Raw genomic sequence first — 16,346 nt, 5'->3', positions numbered from 1 at the left:
CGAAAGGGCAATTGCGCATGGAGCAGTTCCAGCACGGGTCACCCTCCACGACGGATGCGGCGCAGGCGGCGGACGCGGTGGAGAGGGCCATGCGGCGCAGCATCACGAGCGGCCGGGGCGCACTCACCCGGCGCTCGCTGATGCGCGCCGCGGGCGGCGGCGCCCTTGCCCTCGGCGGCATCGGGGCCCTCAGTGCCTGCGGCATTCCGGCCGCGGGCGGCAAGGACAGGACGGCAGCGGTCTCGGACGACTTCTCGGCCAAGGAGAAGAGCGTCGTCTTCTCCAACTGGACCGAGTACATGGACGTCGACGAGAAGACCAAGGGCTATCCGAGCCTTCAGGCCTTCACCAAGCGCACCGGGATATCCGTCAAGTACACGGCGGACATCAACGACAACAACGAGTTCTTCGGCAAGATCCAGCAGCAGCTGCACAACGGCCAGGACATCGGCCGCGACCTCATCTGCGTCACCGACTGGATGGCCGCCCGGCTGATCCGGCTCGGCTGGGTGCAGAAGCTCGACCCCACGCACCTGCCCCACGCGTACGCCAACCTCACCGCCCAGTTCCGCAGCCCCGCCTGGGACCCGGGCCGCGCCTACTCGTACCCCTGGACCGGCATCTCCACGGTCATTGCGTACAACGAGAAGGCGACCGGCGGGCGGAAGGTCGACTCGATCTCGCAGCTGCTCGACGACCCCCAGCTCAAGGGGAAGGTCGGCTTCCTGTCCGAGATGCGCGACACCATCGGCATGACGCTGCTGGACCTCGGCAAGGACCCCGCGAAGTTCACCGACGACGACTACGACGCGGCCGTTGCCCGCCTCCAGAAGGGCGTCGACAGCAAGCAGATCCGCCGCTTCACCGGCAACGACTACACGTCCGACCTGGAGAAGGGCGACCTGGCGGCCTGTGTGGCCTGGGCCGGGGACGTCGTACAGCTCCAGGCGGACAATCCGGCCGTGAAGTTCGCGATTCCCGCGGTCGGCTACATCTCCTCCTCGGACAACCTGCTGGTCCCCGCCAAGGCGCGGCACAAGACCAACGCCGAGAAGCTCATCGACTACTACTACGAGCCGGGACCCGCCGCCCAGCTCGCCGCGTACATCAACTACGTCTGCCCCGTCGAGGGCGTCCGCGAGGAACTCGCCAAGCTGGACAAGGCGCTGGCCGACTCCACGCTGATCCTCCCCGACAAGGAGATGGCGGCCAAGGCGCATCCCTTCCGCACGCTCAGCGAGGCGGAGGAGAAGACGTACGAGGAGAAGTTCGCCAAGCTCATCGGCGCGTAGCTCTCCCGAAGAGGTCCGCACCACCAGGTGCCCGCACGTGTCACCGCGTACGAGGCAGCCCCCCCCGCATCCCCCGAAGCACCCCGACTCCCCCCTGGGACCGCAACCCATGACTCAGAAGACCGAAGGCGGCGACGTCCGCCTCGCCGGGATCAGCAAGACCTACGGCTCCTTCACCGCCGTGCACCCGCTCGACCTGACCGTCCCACAGGGCTCCTTCTTCGCCCTGCTCGGCGCGTCCGGCTGCGGCAAGACGACGACGCTGCGGATGATCGCCGGCCTGGAGGACCCCTCCACCGGCACCGTCTCGCTCGGCGACACCGACGTCACCCACCTGCCGCCGTACAAGCGCCCGGTGAACACCGTCTTCCAGAGCTACGCGCTCTTCCCGCACCTCGACATCAGCGAGAACGTCGCCTTCGGGCTGCGGCGGCGCGGCATCAAGTCCGTGAAGAAGCAGGTCGACGACATGCTGGAGCTGGTCCAGCTGGGCCAGTTCGCGAAGCGCAAGCCGCACCAGCTCTCCGGCGGCCAGCAGCAGCGCGTCGCCGTCGCCCGTGCCCTCATCAACCACCCGCAGGTGCTGCTCCTCGACGAGCCGCTGGGTGCCCTGGACCTCAAGCTGCGCCGTCAGATGCAGCTGGAGCTCAAGCGCATCCAGACGGAGGTCGGCATCACCTTCGTGCACGTCACCCACGACCAGGAGGAGGCCATGACGATGGCCGACCAGGTCGCGGTCATGAACGGCGGCCGGGTCGAGCAGCTCGGCGCACCCGCCGACCTGTACGAGAACCCGCAGACCACCTTCGTCGCCAACTTCCTGGGCACCTCCAACCTCATCGAGGCCCAGGTCGCCTCCGCGAGCGCCGACATCATCACCGTGACCTGCGGCGACACCAAGATCAAGATCCCCGGCGCGCGATGTCAGGCCCAGACCTCCACCGGCGACAAACTGCTGGTGGGCGTGCGCCCCGAGAAGGTGTCGATCACCCACGCCGACGACGCCGCCTCGATTCCCGACGGGCGCAACCGCATCACCGGCCGCATCACCGCCTCCAGCTTCATCGGCGTCTCCACCCAGTTCATCGTGGACAGCCCCGCCTGCGCCGACTTCGACGTCTACGTCCAGAACGTCGAGCGCGACTCCCGCCTCGCCCCCGGCGCCGAGGTCGTCCTGCACTGGAACCCCGAGCACACCTTCGGCCTCGACGGGGACCAGGCCATCGACGCGGGCGTGCAGTCGGTGGAGGACGCCTCGTGACCGTCACCGAAGCCTCTCCCGTCACGACAGACCCCCCGGTCCACAAAGTCTCCGCGCGCAAGCGGCTCGTTCCGTACTGGCTGCTGCTCCCCGGCATCCTGTGGCTGCTGGTCTTCTTCGCGCTGCCGCTGGTCTACCAGGGCTCCACCTCCGTCCAGGAGGGCTCCCTGGAGGCCGGGTTCAAGGTCACCTGGCACTTCCAGACGTACTGGGCGGCGCTCGCCGAATACTGGCCGCAGTTCATCCGCTCGCTGCTCTACGCGGGCACCGCGACCATCCTGTGCCTGCTGCTCGGCTACCCGCTGGCCTACCTCATCGCCTTCAAGGCGGGGCGCTGGCGCAACCTGGTCCTGGTGCTGGTCATCGCACCGTTCTTCACCAGCTTCCTGATCCGCACGCTCGCCTGGAAGACGATCCTCGCGGACGGCGGCCCCGTCGTCGGCGTGCTGGACGCCCTGCACGTCCTGGACGTGACGAGCTGGCTGGGCTGGACCGAGGGAAGCCGCCTGCTGGCCACGCCCCTCGCGGTCGTCTGCGGTCTGACGTACAACTTCCTGCCCTTCATGATCCTGCCGCTCTACACCTCGCTGGAGCGCATCGACGGCAGGCTGCACGAGGCGGCCGGCGACCTGTACGCGACCCCGGCGACGACCTTCCGGAAGGTGACGTTCCCGCTGTCCATGCCGGGTGTCGTCTCCGGGACGCTGCTGACCTTCATCCCGGCGGCGGGCGACTACGTCAACGCCGAACTGCTGGGCTCGACCGACACCAAGATGGTCGGCTCGGTCATCCAGTCGCAGTTCCTGCGGGTCCTCGACTATCCGACGGCCGCCGCGCTGTCCTTCATCCTCATGGCGATCGTGTTGATCATGGTCACCGTCTACATGCGCAAGTCCGGGACGGAGGACCTCGTCTGATGAGCGTCGTGAAATGGCTGCGGCGGAATCTCGTCGTCATCGCGGGTCTGCTGACGCTCGCGTACATGATCCTGCCGAACGTCGTCGTGATGGTGTTCTCGTTCAACAAGCCGAACGGGCGCTTCAACTACGCGTGGCAGCAGTTCTCCCTGGACGCCTGGAAGGACCCGTGCGGCGTCGCCGACCTGTGCGGATCGCTGGGGCTCTCGCTCCAGCTCGCCGCCTGGGCGACGCTGGGTGCGACCGTGCTCGGCACGATGATCGCCTTCGCGCTGGTCCGCTACCGGTTCCGGGCGCGCGGCGCGATCAACTCGCTGATCTTCCTGCCGATGGCCATGCCCGAGGTCGTCATGGCGGCCTCGCTGCTGACCCTCTTCCTCAACATGGGCGCGCCGCTCGGCTTCTGGACCGTGCTCATCGCGCACATCATGTTCTGCCTCAGCTTCGTCGTGACCGCCGTCAAGGCACGCGTCATGTCGATGGACCCGAGGCTGGAGGAAGCCGCCCGCGACCTCTACGCGGGCCCCGTCCAGACCTTCGTACGGGTCACCCTGCCGATCGCCGCCCCCGGCATCGCGGCGGGTGCGCTGCTGGCCTTCTCGCTGTCGTTCGACGACTTCATCATCACGAACTTCAACGCGGGCTCGACGGTCACCTTCCCGATGTTCGTGTGGGGGTCGGCGCAGCGCGGCACGCCCGTACAAATTAACGTCATTGGTACAGCCATGTTCGTCATCGCTGTGCTGGTGGTCCTCGGCGGCCAGCTCATCGCGAGCCGTCGCAAGAACAGCGCATCACCCAAGTAGTTCCTCTTCAGGAGCTTGAAGGAGTTGGAAACCATGGCCCCGGTCGCCATGCGTACTGCCGCACAATCCCTGTCCGGCGCGAAGCCGCTGTCGTTCTGGCTGGACGACCCGGCCCGCCCCGCCGCCGAGCCGTCCCTCACCGGGGACGAGCGCTGCGACCTGTTGGTCGTCGGCGGCGGCTACAGCGGACTGTGGACCGCACTGATCGCCAAGGAGCGCGACCCGCAGCGCGACGTCGTCCTCATCGAGGCGAACGAGGTGGGCTGGGCCGCCTCCGGACGCAACGGCGGATTCTGCGCCGCGTCCCTCACCCACGGGCTCGGCAACGGCATCGCCCGCTGGCCCGAGGAGATCAACAAGCTCGAAGAGCTCGGCGAGAAGAACCTCGACGCCATCGAGGAGGCCGTCGCCAAGTACGGCATCGACTGCGCCTTCGAGCGCACCGGCGAGATCGACGTCGCCACCGAACCGCACCAGCTCGAAGAGCTCCACGAGATGTACGAGGAGGCCGTGGCCCTCGGTCTCGCCGAGCACATGGAACTCCTCGACGCCGACGCGATCCGCGCCGAAGTCGACTCGCCGACCTTCCTCGGCGGCCTCTGGGACAAGCGCGGCGTGGCCATGCTCAACCCGGCCAAGCTGGCCTGGGGCCTCAAGCAGGCCTGCCTGGACCTGGGCGTGCGCATCTACGAGAACACCAAGGCCACCCAGCTCGCCTCGGACGCCAACGGCACCGCCGTGCGCACCTCGTACGGCCGGATCTTCGCCCGCCGGGTGGCGCTGGGCACCAACGTCTTCCCGTCGCTGGTCAAGCGGCTGCGGCACTTCACGGTCCCGGTCTACGACTACGCGCTGATGACCGAGCCCCTCACCGAGGAGCAGCTCGCCTCGATCGGCTGGAAGAACCGGGCGGGCCTGGGCGACAGCGCCAACCAGTTCCACTACTTCCGCATCTCCGAGGACAACCGCATCCTGTGGGGCGGCTACGACGCCGTCTACCACTTCGGCGGCAAGCTCAGCGGCGAGCTGGACTCCCGCCCGGAGACCTTCCTCAAGCTCGCCGAGCACTTCTTCACCTGCTTCCCGCAGCTGGCGGGCCTGCGCTTCACGCACGCGTGGGGCGGCGCGATCGACACCTGCACCCGCTTCTCCGCGTTCTTCGGCACCGCGCACGCGGGCAAGGTCGCCTACGCGGCCGGGTACACCGGCCTCGGCGTCGGCGCGACCCGCTTCGGCGCGGAGGTCATGCTCGACCTCCTCGACGGCAGGAAGACTGAGCGCACCGAACTGGAGATGGTCCGCAGCAAGCCGCTGCCCTTCCCGCCCGAGCCGATCGCCTGGGCCGGCATCGAGATCACCAAGCGCTCGATGGCGCGCTCCGACGACAACGGCGGCAAGCGCAACCTGTGGCTGAAGGCCATGGACAAGGTGGGCCTGGGCTTCGACAGCTGACGCCCGCAGTACGGCGTGTGCGCCCCCGGTCTCCCCGGGGGCGCACAACTGTTACCCGGGGTGACCCACCTCACTACCAACAAGTAGCGAAACCCGCGTAATAGCTCGGCCCCACCTCCTTCTCACCTGTGTACGCACCGATCCGTGCACAGCGAAGGAAGAAGGAGGCCCGCCCGCGATGGTTGGCTCGGAAGCGAAGACCGCAGTGGAATGGCTGGTCTCGGTGGCCCCGGACCCCGACGCCTGCCGGTGGGAATGGGAGCGCAACCCCCACGGGGTCGCCCTGCTGCCCGCCGGGAGGCGTTGGGACGTACTGATCCTGCCGGGCGAACTGGGCTATCCCACCCTCGACGTCCTGACCCGTCTGGTGGACCGCCCGGGTCCCGTGCTCGCCGACTTCGGGGACTCCCGCATGGGGTTCTTCGTCCCCGCGGGCACGGCCGCCCGCTGGCTGGGCACGGGGGTACGGGGCGCGGGGCGCGGCACCTGGATCGTCGTCCCGTACCCCGGCCGGGCCACCGCGGGCGGTGTCCGCTGGCTGGTGGCCCCGGACGGCCGGGGCACCCTGACGGACCCGGCGCTGCTGGAACTGTCCATGCACGAGGCGGCGAGCCGTATGGTGCGGGCCCAGCGCGCACCCCTCGACGACCACATCGGCGAGGACGACGACTGACCCACGACACAGGACTTCAGCGGGGCCGCACAGGACTTCGGCGGGAACGCCGGCCGATCCACCACAGCGGCCCCAGCAGCAGCACGCCGAGGCACACGCTGCCCACCACGTCCAGCGGCCAGTGATAGCCCCGCAGCACCAGACCGATGCCGGTGATTCCCGTCAGCACCCCCGCGACGGGCACCGGCCATCGGGTGTGCCCGCCCGCCCGCAGCAGCAGCGCGGCCCCGCCGTACGCCACGGCCGCCGTCGCCGTGTGCCCGGACGGGAAGTACCCCGACAGGGCGGCGTCCAGGGGCGCGGGCCGGTCGATCCACGCCTTCAGCGGTACGACGACGAGCGGCACCGCCCCCATCGCCAGCACGGCGGCGAGCGGCGCGGCACGCAGCCGCCGCCACAGCGCGTACGTCACGGCCGCCGCCAGCACCGGCAGCGCGACCCGGGTGGTGCCGAGGTCGGCGAGGAACTCGGTGATCCGGCGCGGCCCCGCCCCGGCCAGTGCGCGGTCCAGCCGCACGTCCGCCCGCCACAGCGGCCCGTGGGTCACGACCTGCCAGGTGACCAGCGCGAACAGCAGCGCGGCCGCGAGCAGCGTGAGCAGGAATGCCGACTGCCCCGGAGCAGGGGGGGTAGCTCCGGGGCAGTCGGTCGGACCGGAGGGACGGACGCCCCGGGGGGTGTGGGGCGTACCGCCGTCCGATCGGTGAGGAGATCCGGAGCCAGAGGCCCCGGGGGTGGTGTGCGCGTAGGCACGACCAGGGAGGTGCTGGGGAAGCCCTGCCCCGGACTCGCCCGCAGTCCCCTGCGGGCGGGGTGTTTCTCTCATCTGCCAGGAACCGTACGGCAGGAGAGGGGAGACCGACAGCGGGACCCCGATCCCGCCATTGGCCCCCCACACGTTCTTCACAGGGGCAGTCTGACCCAGGATCGGGTCAGGCGCCGAACCGGGATCGGACCGGATGTCGAACCGGGACCGGACCGGATGCCGACCCGGGTCGGCTCAGATGCCCGCGAAGGCCGTCTCGATGATGTCCAGGCCCTCGTTGAGGAGGTCCTCGCCGATCACCAGCGGCGGCAGGAAGCGCAGCACGTTGCCGTAGGTGCCGCAGGTCAGGACCAGCAGGCCCTCCTGGTGGCAGGCCTTGGCGAGGGCGGCGGCAGCGGCGGCGTTCGGGGTCTTCGCGCCGTCCCTGGTGCCGGACTCGACCAGCTCGATGGCGATCATGGCGCCGCGGCCGCGGATGTCGCCGATCACGTCGTGCTTCTCGGCCATGGCGGCGAGGCGGCCCTTCATGACCTCCTCGATGCGCTTCGCCTTCCCGTTGAGGTCCAGCTCCTTCATCGTCTCGATGGCGCCGAGCGCGGCGGCGCAGGCCACCGGGTTGCCGCCGTAGGTGCCGCCGAGGCCGCCCGAGTGCGGGGCGTCCATGATCTCGGCGCGGCCCGTCACGGCGGCCAGCGGCAGACCGCCCGCGATGCCCTTGGCGGTGGTGATGAGGTCCGGGACGACACCCTCGTCCTCGCAGGCGAACCACTGGCCGGTGCGGCAGAAGCCGGACTGGATCTCGTCGGCGACGAAGACGATGCCGTTGTCGGTCGCGAACTTCGAGATCGCCGGCAGGAAGCCCTTCGCGGGCTCGATGAAGCCGCCCTCGCCGAGGACCGGCTCGATGATGATCGCGGCGACGTTCTCCGCACCGATCTGCTTGTTGATCATGTCGATGGCCTGGGCGGAGGCCTCGGCGCCGGCGTTCTCGGCGCCCGTCGGCCAGCGGTAGCCGTAGGCGACCGGCACGCGGTAGATCTCCGGTGCGAACGGACCGAAGCCGTGCTTGTACGGCATGTTCTTGGCCGTCATGCCCATGGTGAGGTTGGTGCGGCCGTGGTAGCCGTGGTCGAAGACGACGACGGCCGTGCGCTTGGTGTACGCACGGGCGATCTTCACCGCGTTCTCGACGGCCTCGGCGCCCGAGTTGAACAGCGCGGACTTCTTCGCGTGGTCGCCCGGCGTCAGCTCGGCGAGCTGCTCACAGACCTCGACGTAGCCCTCGTACGGCGTGACCATGAAACAGGTGTGGGTGAAGTCCTGGAGCTGCGCGGACGCGCGGCGCACCACGGCCTCGGCGGACGCGCCGACCGAGGTCACGGCGATGCCGGAGCCGAAGTCGATCAGCCGGTTGCCGTCGACGTCCTCGACGATGCCGCCACCGGCGCGCGTGGTGAAGACGGGAAGCACGGAGCCCACCCCACCGGCGACCGTGGCCGTGCGGCGGGCCTGAAGCTCCTGCGACTTCGGGCCGGGAATCGCGGTGACGACGCGGCGCTCCTGCGGGACTGCGCTCATGAGGGGCTCCTCGGGAAGGGGGGTGGGGTGAAACGCACGGATCAGCCGGGTTTCATCAGCTACTTCGCAGGCTAGGGGCGGCCGGGTTCCGTGGGCATGTTCCGTCTCGGAGAAGTACGGGGTGCGTGTTGTCCGGTACGGACATAGCGGCCCGGGGGGTTCGGGAGCCCGGATGCGGGGGACCGGGCCACTAGATTGTGGGGCGGTACGAAGGCTCGTACAGCTGGTTCGTGGGGACGAGGGGCAGCACATGAACACCGGTGACAGGCAGGACGACTCGCGCGCCGCCACCCGTGCGGGCGCGGCGGTGCCGCGCCCGGCCGGGCCGCCGCCCCCCGACCTGCCGCCGGTGCCGCCCGCCGCGCCGCCGCTGTCCCGCACCGAGGACTGGCTGAGCGCCCCGCGCCCCGAGGCCGGGCCGGGGATCTGGCGGTACGGGCACGTGCCCCGGCCCGACGGGCCCGACGAGGAGGCGGTCGGCGACCGGGCGCTGCTCGTCGGTGCGGTGATCTCGCTGCTGTCGGGGTTGCTGCTGTGGTCGCTGTGGCGCAACGGGTACATCCCGTACCAACTGGTCCCGCTGAAGCTGTTCACCCCCGAGGACTGGTGGAACTTCGGGATGTACGGCGGGGCGAAGACCGCCGAGGCCGCCGAAGCGGTGGTCATCTACAACGGCCTCGTCTGCGCCGCGATGGTGTACTGGTTCGGGAGGCTCGGCAACTGGCCGGAGGTCTTCCGCCGCTTCGTCAGCAGCCGCCCGCAGCCCGGCCGGGCACTGACCGCGCTCGGGCTCGCCGCGATCGTCCAGACCCTCACCTGGTCGCGCACCCTGCTCGTCGTCGACCCGGTGTTCCTGCTGCTGCCCGAGCAGTGGTTCCAGCCGGACGCCTCGGGCTCCGTCACGGGGGCCATGACCGTCTCGTACGTCCTCTACGCGGTGATCACCCTCGCCCTGCTCTGGCCCTTCGCCCGCATGGGCGGCTGGCTCGGCCTGCTGCGCCGTACGAAACCGTCCGCCGCCCCCGCCCACCCCGCTCACCCCGCCGCCACCCCCGCCCGCTGGCCCGAGCTGCGTGCCGCCGGGTTCGGCGAGGCCGCCGACCGGCTCACCGCCGAGGTGCGGCAGGGGCGGATGACCGACCTCGACGTCGTACGGGTCCGGGCCGCCTGGGAGGCGACCGGCGACGACCCGGCCCGCCGCGAGCGCTTCGCCGCCACCGTCCTGCGCGACGGAGCCGCCGCCTTCACCCACCCCTCCGGCGACCGCGACCTGCCCCGCCGCACCGCCCGCCACGACCTGCTCGCCGGGCAGGTGCGGATCGGCCGGTACGCCGACTCCGAGCCCAACCCGTACCGCAACCGGGGCGTCGGCGTCGCCCTGGAGCCCGCCGTGCTCGGCACCTCGCTGCTGGCCGTCGGGCCGCCCGGCGCGGGCAAGACGCGCAGGCTCACCGCCCCCGTGGGCGAGTCCCTCGCCCTCCAGGCGCTCGCCGGGACGTGCGCCGTCCTGGTGGTCTGCGCCGCCGGGACCCCGCTGGCCGAGGACGAGGCGTACGACGTCGTGGTCCGCGTCGGCGACCCCGCCTCCGTGCACGACCTCGACCTCTACGGCGGCACCACCGACGCCGAAGCCGCCTCCGCCGTCCTCGCCGAGGCCCTGGTCGGCGACCTCGACGCCGTCGACACCGGGCGGGCGGCCACCGCGCTGGCCCAGCTGATCGGGCCGTACCACGCGGTGCGGGGCCGCTTCCCCGCCGTGTCCGAGCTGTACGAGCTGCTGCGGGCCGACCCCGCCGCGCTCCAGCGGCTCGCGGCCGACCTCGACGCGGCGGGCGCGAGCACGATGCTGCGCGACCTGTCCTCGCGGGTACGTCAGATGGGCACCGCCGCCGACCCGTGCCCGGCGCTCGCCGACCGGCTGGCGCTGCTGGACCGGCCCGCCTTCGCGGACTTCTTCGCCACCGACCCGGCGGCCCGGCCCTTCTCGCTGCGGGCGCTCCAGCAGCATCCGATGCGGGTCCGGATCGAGCTGCCCGAGCAGGGGTACGCGGAGGCCTCGCGGCTGCTGGCACGGCTGGTCCTGGCCCAGTTCCTGACGGCGGTCACCGCGCGGGCCGACCGCTCACTGTTCGCCTGCCTGGTGCTGGACGACGCCACGGCCACCCTCACCGCCGACACCGTGCGGGGCATCGGACGGCTGCGGTCGGCGAACGCGGGGGTCGTGCTGAACCTCCGTACCGTCGACGACGTGCCCGAGGCGCTGCACATCCCCCTGCTGGGCGCGGTCGGCTGCCACATGGCGTTCTCCGGGGTCACCACCTGGGACGGGCGGCGCTTCACCGAGGCGTGGGGCACGGAGTGGGTGGAGACCACCGAGGTCGCCCAGCACACCGTCTTCGCCAACCAGCCCTTCACCCGGGCCGTGCACGCGCTGCGCAAACTGGTCACCGGGAAGGCCGTGGTGACCCGGGCGGTCACCGTCAAGAAGGTGGAACGCGAGCGCTGGTCCGCATCGGAGCTGGCCCACGGGGTACCCGCAGGGCACGCGGTGCTGTCGCTCACGACGGTGCGCGGGGAGCATGCCCCGCCGCTGTTGGTGGACCTGCGGGACTGAGCCTCTCCGGGGGTCGTTCCCGGGGCGACGCGCACCTTACGTACGCCCTGGCAGAATTGGCAGTGCCGTTCATACGGGACGGCACAATCCCCCCGAGAAGGTTCCGCCCTCCGATGCCGCCCACGCTCGCCTCCCTCGTCCACCACTCCGCGCTCAAACTCGTCGTGCGCGCCGGGGAGGACCGGCTGGAGACGCCGGTGCGCTGGGCGCACGTCAGCGAACTCGCCGATCCCGTCCCGTACATGGAGGGCGGCGAACTGCTCCTGATCACCGCCATGAAGCTGGACGCCGAGGACCCCGAGGCCATGCGGCGGTACGTGCGCAGGCTCGTCGGCGCGGGCGTCGTCGGGATCGGCTTCGCGGTCGGGGTGTCGTACGACGACATTCCGCAGGCCCTGCTCGTCGCGGCCAAGGAGGAGGGGCTGCCCCTCCTGGAGGTGCCGCGGCGCACTCCCTTCCTGGCCATCTCCAAGGCGGTCTCGGCGGCCATCGCCGCCGACCAGTACCGGGCGGTCACCGCCGGTTTCGAGGCCCAGCGGGAGCTGACCAGGGCCGCACTGACCGGGCCCGGCGAGCTGGTGGCGCGGCTCGCGGCGCACGTCTCCGGCTGGGCCGCGGTGTACGACGCGTCGGGAGCCCTGGTGGCTGTCGCCCCGGAGTGGGCGAGCAAGCGGGCCGCCCGGCTCGTCCCGGACGTCGAACGACTGCGCGACCGGCCCGCGCCCGCCAGCGCGGTGGTGGCCGGGGCGGGCGACGGCAGCCCCGGAGAGGACCGGGTCGAACTCCAGACGCTGGGGGCCGGGCGACGGGCGCGCGGCACGCTCGCCGTCGGGACGGGCGCACCCCTCGGCACGGCCGAGCGGTACGCCGTGCACTCGGCGATCGCCCTGCTGACGCTGACGTCGGAGCGCACCCGGGCGCTCCAGGCCGCCGAGACCCGGCTCGGCGCTGCCGTGCTGCGGATGCTGCTCGCGGGGGAACCCGACCATGCGCGGGCGGTCGCCGGGGATCTGTACGGAGGGCTGCTCGACGCCCCGTTCCGGCTGCTGATCGCGGAGGCGGCGGCGGAGGGCACGGATGCGGGGGAGTCCCTCCAGGCCCTGGTCGACGCGCTGGAGTCGGCGGCGGCGCGGGCGGGCGAGGTCATCCTCGTCGTGCCCGACGGGGGCCGGGTGGTGATCCTCGCGGCGGACGGCGGCGAATCGGTCGCGGCGTGCGCGGCACACATGGCCGTACGGCGCGGGGAGGCGGCCCGCCCCATGGAACCGGCGGAGGCCGACGACGTGGTGGTGGGCCTGTCCGCCCCCGCCGGGCCGATCGCGGCGGCCACCGCCTTCAAGCAGGCCGAGCAGGCGCTGTCGGTGGCCCGGCGGCGGGGCCGCACCCTCGTCGAGCACGAGGAGCTGGCCACGGGCTCGGTCCTCCCCCTCCTCGCGGACGACGCGGTACGGGCCTTCGCGGACGGCATGCTGCGGGCTCTCCGTGACCACGACGCGACGGGCCGCGGCGATCTGGTCGCCTCTCTCCGGGCGTGGCTCTCCCGGCACGGGCAGTGGGACGCGGCGGCGGCCCAGCTCGGTGTGCACCGGCACACGCTGCGGTACCGGATGCGACGCGTCGAAGAAATCCTCGGCCGCTCCCTGGACGACCCGGACGTCCGCATGGAGCTGTGGCTCGCCCTGAAGGCGACGTCGGCCTCGTAGGGGTCTGGGGCGAGTGGGCTGCTGTCCCTGCCGGGGCTACGCCCCTCGCCCCCTGCACGGGCTGCGCCCGCGCGTCCTCAATCGCCGGACGGGCTGATGTGCCTGGCGCGGGCTGAGTTGCTGACGCGCGGGTTGAGCTGCTGGTGCGCCCCTGATATGCCGCCCGAAGGGCAGGCATTCAGGGGCGCGGGGCTGTGTCGATGTGCGGCTCCGCCGCGTGGGCGCGACCAGCCACGACGCACCCGCACGGAACCGGTCCCCGCCCCGCAGGGTTACGGGAAGGGGCGGGTAGGGGAGAAATCCCGCCCCGGCACCGGGTGCCGCCCCGACCGAGCCCAGCCCCACGCCCAAGAGGCCCGCCCCACGCCCCCGTGGCCCGCCCCCCCGCCATTCCGGCACCCACCCACCCCCCAACACTCCACCCCGGACAAACGACGCCACCCGCCCCCACCCCTACGGTGGACCCGTAATCCCACCCCACCCCACTTCGGAAGGGCCGGACCCCCGCTATGACTTCCACCCACGCCTTCTGGCTCGCCGGCCGCCAGGCCACCGGCGACGACACCTTCGACGTCACCTCCCCCTGGGACGGCCGCACCGTCGGCACCGTGAGCATCCCGACCGACGCCCAGGTCGAAGAAGCCGTCGCCGCCGCGTACGCCGTGCGCGACAGCTTCTCCGCCACCCCCGCCCACACACGCGCCGCCGCCCTCAACCACGTCGCCGACCGCCTCGCCGAGCGCACCGAGGAGATCGCCCAGCTGATCTCCGCCGAGAACGGCAAGCCCATCAAGTGGGCCCGCGGCGAAGTCGGCCGCGCCGTGTCCGTGTTCCGGTTCGCCGCCGAAGAGGCCCGCCGCTTCAACGGCGGCGAGGCCCAGCGCCTCGACACCGACGCCGGTGGCGTCGGCCGCCTCGCCCTGACTCGCCGGTTCAACCGCGGCGTCGTCCTCGGCATCGCCCCGTTCAACTTCCCGCTGAACCTGTGCGCCCACAAGGTCGCCCCGGCCATCGCCGTCGGCGCCCCGATCATCCTCAAGCCCGCCCCGGCCACCCCGCTCTCCGGTCTGATCCTCGGCGAGCTGCTCGCCGAGACGGACCTGCCCGAGGGCTCCTGGTCGGTGCTGCCGGTCGCGAACGACAAGATGCCCGCCCTGGTCCAGGACGAGCGCCTCCCCGTCGTGTCCTTCACGGGCTCCGAGAAGGTCGGATACGCGATCCTCGACTCCGTCCCGCGCAAGCACTGCACCCTGGAGCTCGGCGGCAACGGCGCGGCCGTCGTCCTCGGCGACTTCTCCGACGAGAAGGACCTCGACTGGGCCGCGACCCGCATCGCGACCTTCTCCAACTACCAGGGCGGCCAGTCCTGCATCTCCGTGCAGCGCGTCATCGCCGACGCCTCGGTCTACGACCGGCTCGTCCCGAAGATCGTCGCCGCCGTCGAGGCCCAGGTCACCGGTGACCCCTCCGACGCCACCACCGACGTCGGCCCGCTGGTCAGCGAGGACGCCGCCAAGCGCGTCGAGTCCTGGGTCGACGAGGCCGTCAAGGCCGGTGCCGAGCTGCTGACCGGCGGCAAGCGCGACGGCGCCAGCTACGCGCCCACCGTCCTCGCCGCCCTCCCCGCCGACACCACCCTCTCCTGCGAGGAGGTCTTCGGCCCGGTCCTGTCCGTGCAGAAGGTCAACGGCGAGGAGGAGGCCTTCGCGGCGGTCAACTCCTCCAAGTACGGCCTCCAGGCGGGCCTGTTCACCCACGACATCCAGGCGGCCTTCCGCGGCCACCGAGCCCTGGAGGTCGGCGGCGTGATCGTCGGCGACGTCCCCTCCTACCGCGCCGACCAGATGCCGTACGGCGGCGTCAAGCAGTCCGGCGTCGGCCGCGAGGGCGTCCGCTACGCCATGGACGACTACACGTACGAGCGGGTCATGGTCCTCACGGGCATCGACCTGTAGTCCAGCCGCACCCGAAAGGGGAGGCCAGTAGGCTCGTCAGCACCATGACGAGCAGCTCACCGGCCTCCCCTCCGGCATTTCCGGAGCCCCCGGCTCCACCCCGCGCCCTCGGCCCCAAGGCCGACAAGGACACCGTCCGGCGGCACAACCTCAGCCTCGTGCTGCGCGCCGTGCACGACGAGGGCGAGATCACCCGGGCCCAGGTCGCCGCCCGCGTCGGCCTCACCCGGGCGGCCGTGTCCTCGCTGGTGGAACAGCTGCTGGAGGGCGGCTTCCTCGCCGAGTCCGGGAAGACCTTCAGCGGACAGGCCGGACGGCCCGGCACCGTCCTCAAGGTGGCCCGCACCGGTGTCGCCGGGCTCGGCATCGAGATCAACATCGATTACGTCACCGTGTGCGTCGTCGACCTCGCGGGCACCGACCGTGTCCGGCTCACCGAGCACCTCGACAACCGCGACGTCCCGCCCGCCGACGTCCTGCACCGCGCCGCCCGCATCGCCGTGCGCGCCACGGAATCCGCCGCCGAGCAGCAACTGCGGCTGGTGGGTGCGCAGTTGGCGCTTCCCGGACTCGTCTCCGGCGGGACCGTCCGGCAGGCCCCCAACCTCGGCTGGAGCCGCGTCGCCGTCGAAGGGCTCCTCGCCCAGGCCCTCGCCGCCCTGCTGCCCGGCCGCCGCGCCCTGCCCGTCGGCGCCGACAACGAGGCCAACCTCGCCGCGCTGGCCGAACTTTGGTGCGCAGGGCCCGGCGCCCCCCGCTCCTTCCTCTACCTCAGCGGCGAGGTCGGCGTCGGTGGCGCGCTCGTCGTGGACGGCCGACTGCTGCGCGGGGCCCACGGGTTCGCCGGGGAGATCGGGCACGTCGTGGCGCGCGCCGACGGGCCGCCCTGCCGATGCGGTGCGCGGGGCTGCCTGGAGCAGTACGCCGGTCAGCTCGCCCTGCTCCGCAACGCGGGCATCGACGAGAACGCCGGTGTGCCCGGTGTCGCCCTGCTGGAACGCCGGGCCGCCGCCGGTGACCCGGCCGCCCTGGCCGCCCTGCGCACGGCGGGGGAGCGCCTGGGTATCGTCCTGTCCGGCGTCGTCAACATGCTGGACCCCGAGGCCGTCGTGCTGGGCGGCATCTACCGGGGGCTCGCCCCCTGGCTGGCCCCCGTGGTCGAGGACGAACTCGCGGCGCGGGTCGTCTCCGGCCTGTGGGCCGCCGGTTCCGGCCGGCTGCGGCCCTCGTCCCTCGCGGGCGACGCCGCGCGCGGGGCCGCCGCCCTGGTCGTACGGGAAGTGCTGGCCGATCCGGTGGCGTACGCGCCCGCTCCGTAGCGGCGACGGG

At 71.9% G+C, this 16,346-nt stretch carries 12 protein-coding genes; 10 read left to right on the top strand and 2 right to left on the bottom strand.

Annotated elements, in window-relative coordinates; translation table 11 throughout:
* The first annotated feature begins 17 nt into the window (after positions 1-17).
* From ACIO3O_RS16670 to ACIO3O_RS16645, 6 genes are all read left to right on the top strand, one after another.
* Complete coding sequence (locus ACIO3O_RS16670; protein WP_401746064.1) at positions 18-1,292, top strand: PotD/PotF family extracellular solute-binding protein; 1,275 nt, start codon at positions 18-20, stop codon at positions 1,290-1,292.
* A gap of 109 nt (positions 1,293-1,401) precedes the next feature.
* The gene (locus ACIO3O_RS16665) at positions 1,402-2,553 is read left to right on the top strand and encodes an ABC transporter ATP-binding protein (protein ID WP_401746062.1); all 1,152 of its coding nucleotides are present in this window, start codon (positions 1,402-1,404) and stop codon (positions 2,551-2,553) included.
* Complete coding sequence (locus ACIO3O_RS16660; RefSeq protein WP_401746059.1) at positions 2,550-3,470, top strand: ABC transporter permease; 921 nt, start codon at positions 2,550-2,552, stop codon at positions 3,468-3,470. Before ACIO3O_RS16665 ends, ACIO3O_RS16660 begins: the two co-directional genes overlap by 4 nt.
* Entirely contained in the window at positions 3,470-4,276 is an 807-nt protein-coding gene (locus ACIO3O_RS16655) for an ABC transporter permease (protein WP_401746057.1), read from the top strand. Before ACIO3O_RS16660 ends, ACIO3O_RS16655 begins: the two co-directional genes overlap by 1 nt.
* A 33-nt stretch (positions 4,277-4,309) precedes the next feature.
* The gene (locus tag ACIO3O_RS16650) at positions 4,310-5,728 is read left to right on the top strand and encodes an NAD(P)/FAD-dependent oxidoreductase (RefSeq protein ID WP_401746054.1); all 1,419 of its coding nucleotides are present in this window, start codon (positions 4,310-4,312) and stop codon (positions 5,726-5,728) included.
* A 178-nt stretch (positions 5,729-5,906) separates the two neighbouring features.
* Positions 5,907-6,401, top strand: a complete 495-nt coding sequence (locus ACIO3O_RS16645; RefSeq protein ID WP_401746051.1) for a hypothetical protein — start codon at positions 5,907-5,909, stop codon at positions 6,399-6,401.
* Positions 6,402-6,417: 16 nt separating this feature from the next.
* Here ACIO3O_RS16645 and ACIO3O_RS16640 read toward each other — a convergent pair whose 3' ends face one another.
* Positions 6,418-6,948, bottom strand: a complete 531-nt coding sequence (locus tag ACIO3O_RS16640) for a phosphatase PAP2 family protein (protein WP_401746048.1) — start codon at positions 6,946-6,948, stop codon at positions 6,418-6,420.
* A gap of 453 nt (positions 6,949-7,401) precedes the next feature.
* Positions 7,402-8,745, bottom strand: a complete 1,344-nt coding sequence (gabT, locus tag ACIO3O_RS16635; RefSeq protein WP_401746045.1) for a 4-aminobutyrate--2-oxoglutarate transaminase — start codon at positions 8,743-8,745, stop codon at positions 7,402-7,404.
* A 250-nt stretch (positions 8,746-8,995) separates the two neighbouring features.
* Here gabT and ACIO3O_RS16630 point away from each other — a divergent pair, with 250 nt between their 5' ends.
* From ACIO3O_RS16630 to ACIO3O_RS16615, 4 genes are all read left to right on the top strand, one after another.
* Positions 8,996-11,359: an ATP/GTP-binding protein gene (locus tag ACIO3O_RS16630; protein WP_401746043.1), complete on the top strand. Its 2,364-nt coding sequence runs from the start codon at positions 8,996-8,998 to the stop codon at positions 11,357-11,359.
* Positions 11,360-11,472: 113 nt separating this feature from the next.
* Positions 11,473-13,062: a PucR family transcriptional regulator gene (locus tag ACIO3O_RS16625; protein WP_401746040.1), complete on the top strand. Its 1,590-nt coding sequence runs from the start codon at positions 11,473-11,475 to the stop codon at positions 13,060-13,062.
* Positions 13,063-13,571: 509 nt separating this feature from the next.
* Positions 13,572-15,017: an aldehyde dehydrogenase family protein gene (locus tag ACIO3O_RS16620; protein ID WP_401746038.1), complete on the top strand. Its 1,446-nt coding sequence runs from the start codon at positions 13,572-13,574 to the stop codon at positions 15,015-15,017.
* 44 nt (positions 15,018-15,061) lie between these two features.
* On the top strand, positions 15,062-16,336 hold the full coding sequence (locus ACIO3O_RS16615) for an ROK family protein (RefSeq protein WP_401746035.1): 1,275 nt from the start codon (positions 15,062-15,064) through the stop codon (positions 16,334-16,336).
* Positions 16,337-16,346: the final 10 nt, after the last annotated feature.

Source organism: Streptomyces sp. NPDC087440 (genome assembly GCF_044744005.1).
Classification (GTDB): domain Bacteria; phylum Actinomycetota; class Actinomycetes; order Streptomycetales; family Streptomycetaceae; genus Streptomyces.
Note: the sequence above shows the minus strand (reverse complement) of the source record. Positions and strands in the feature narration are given on the sequence as shown.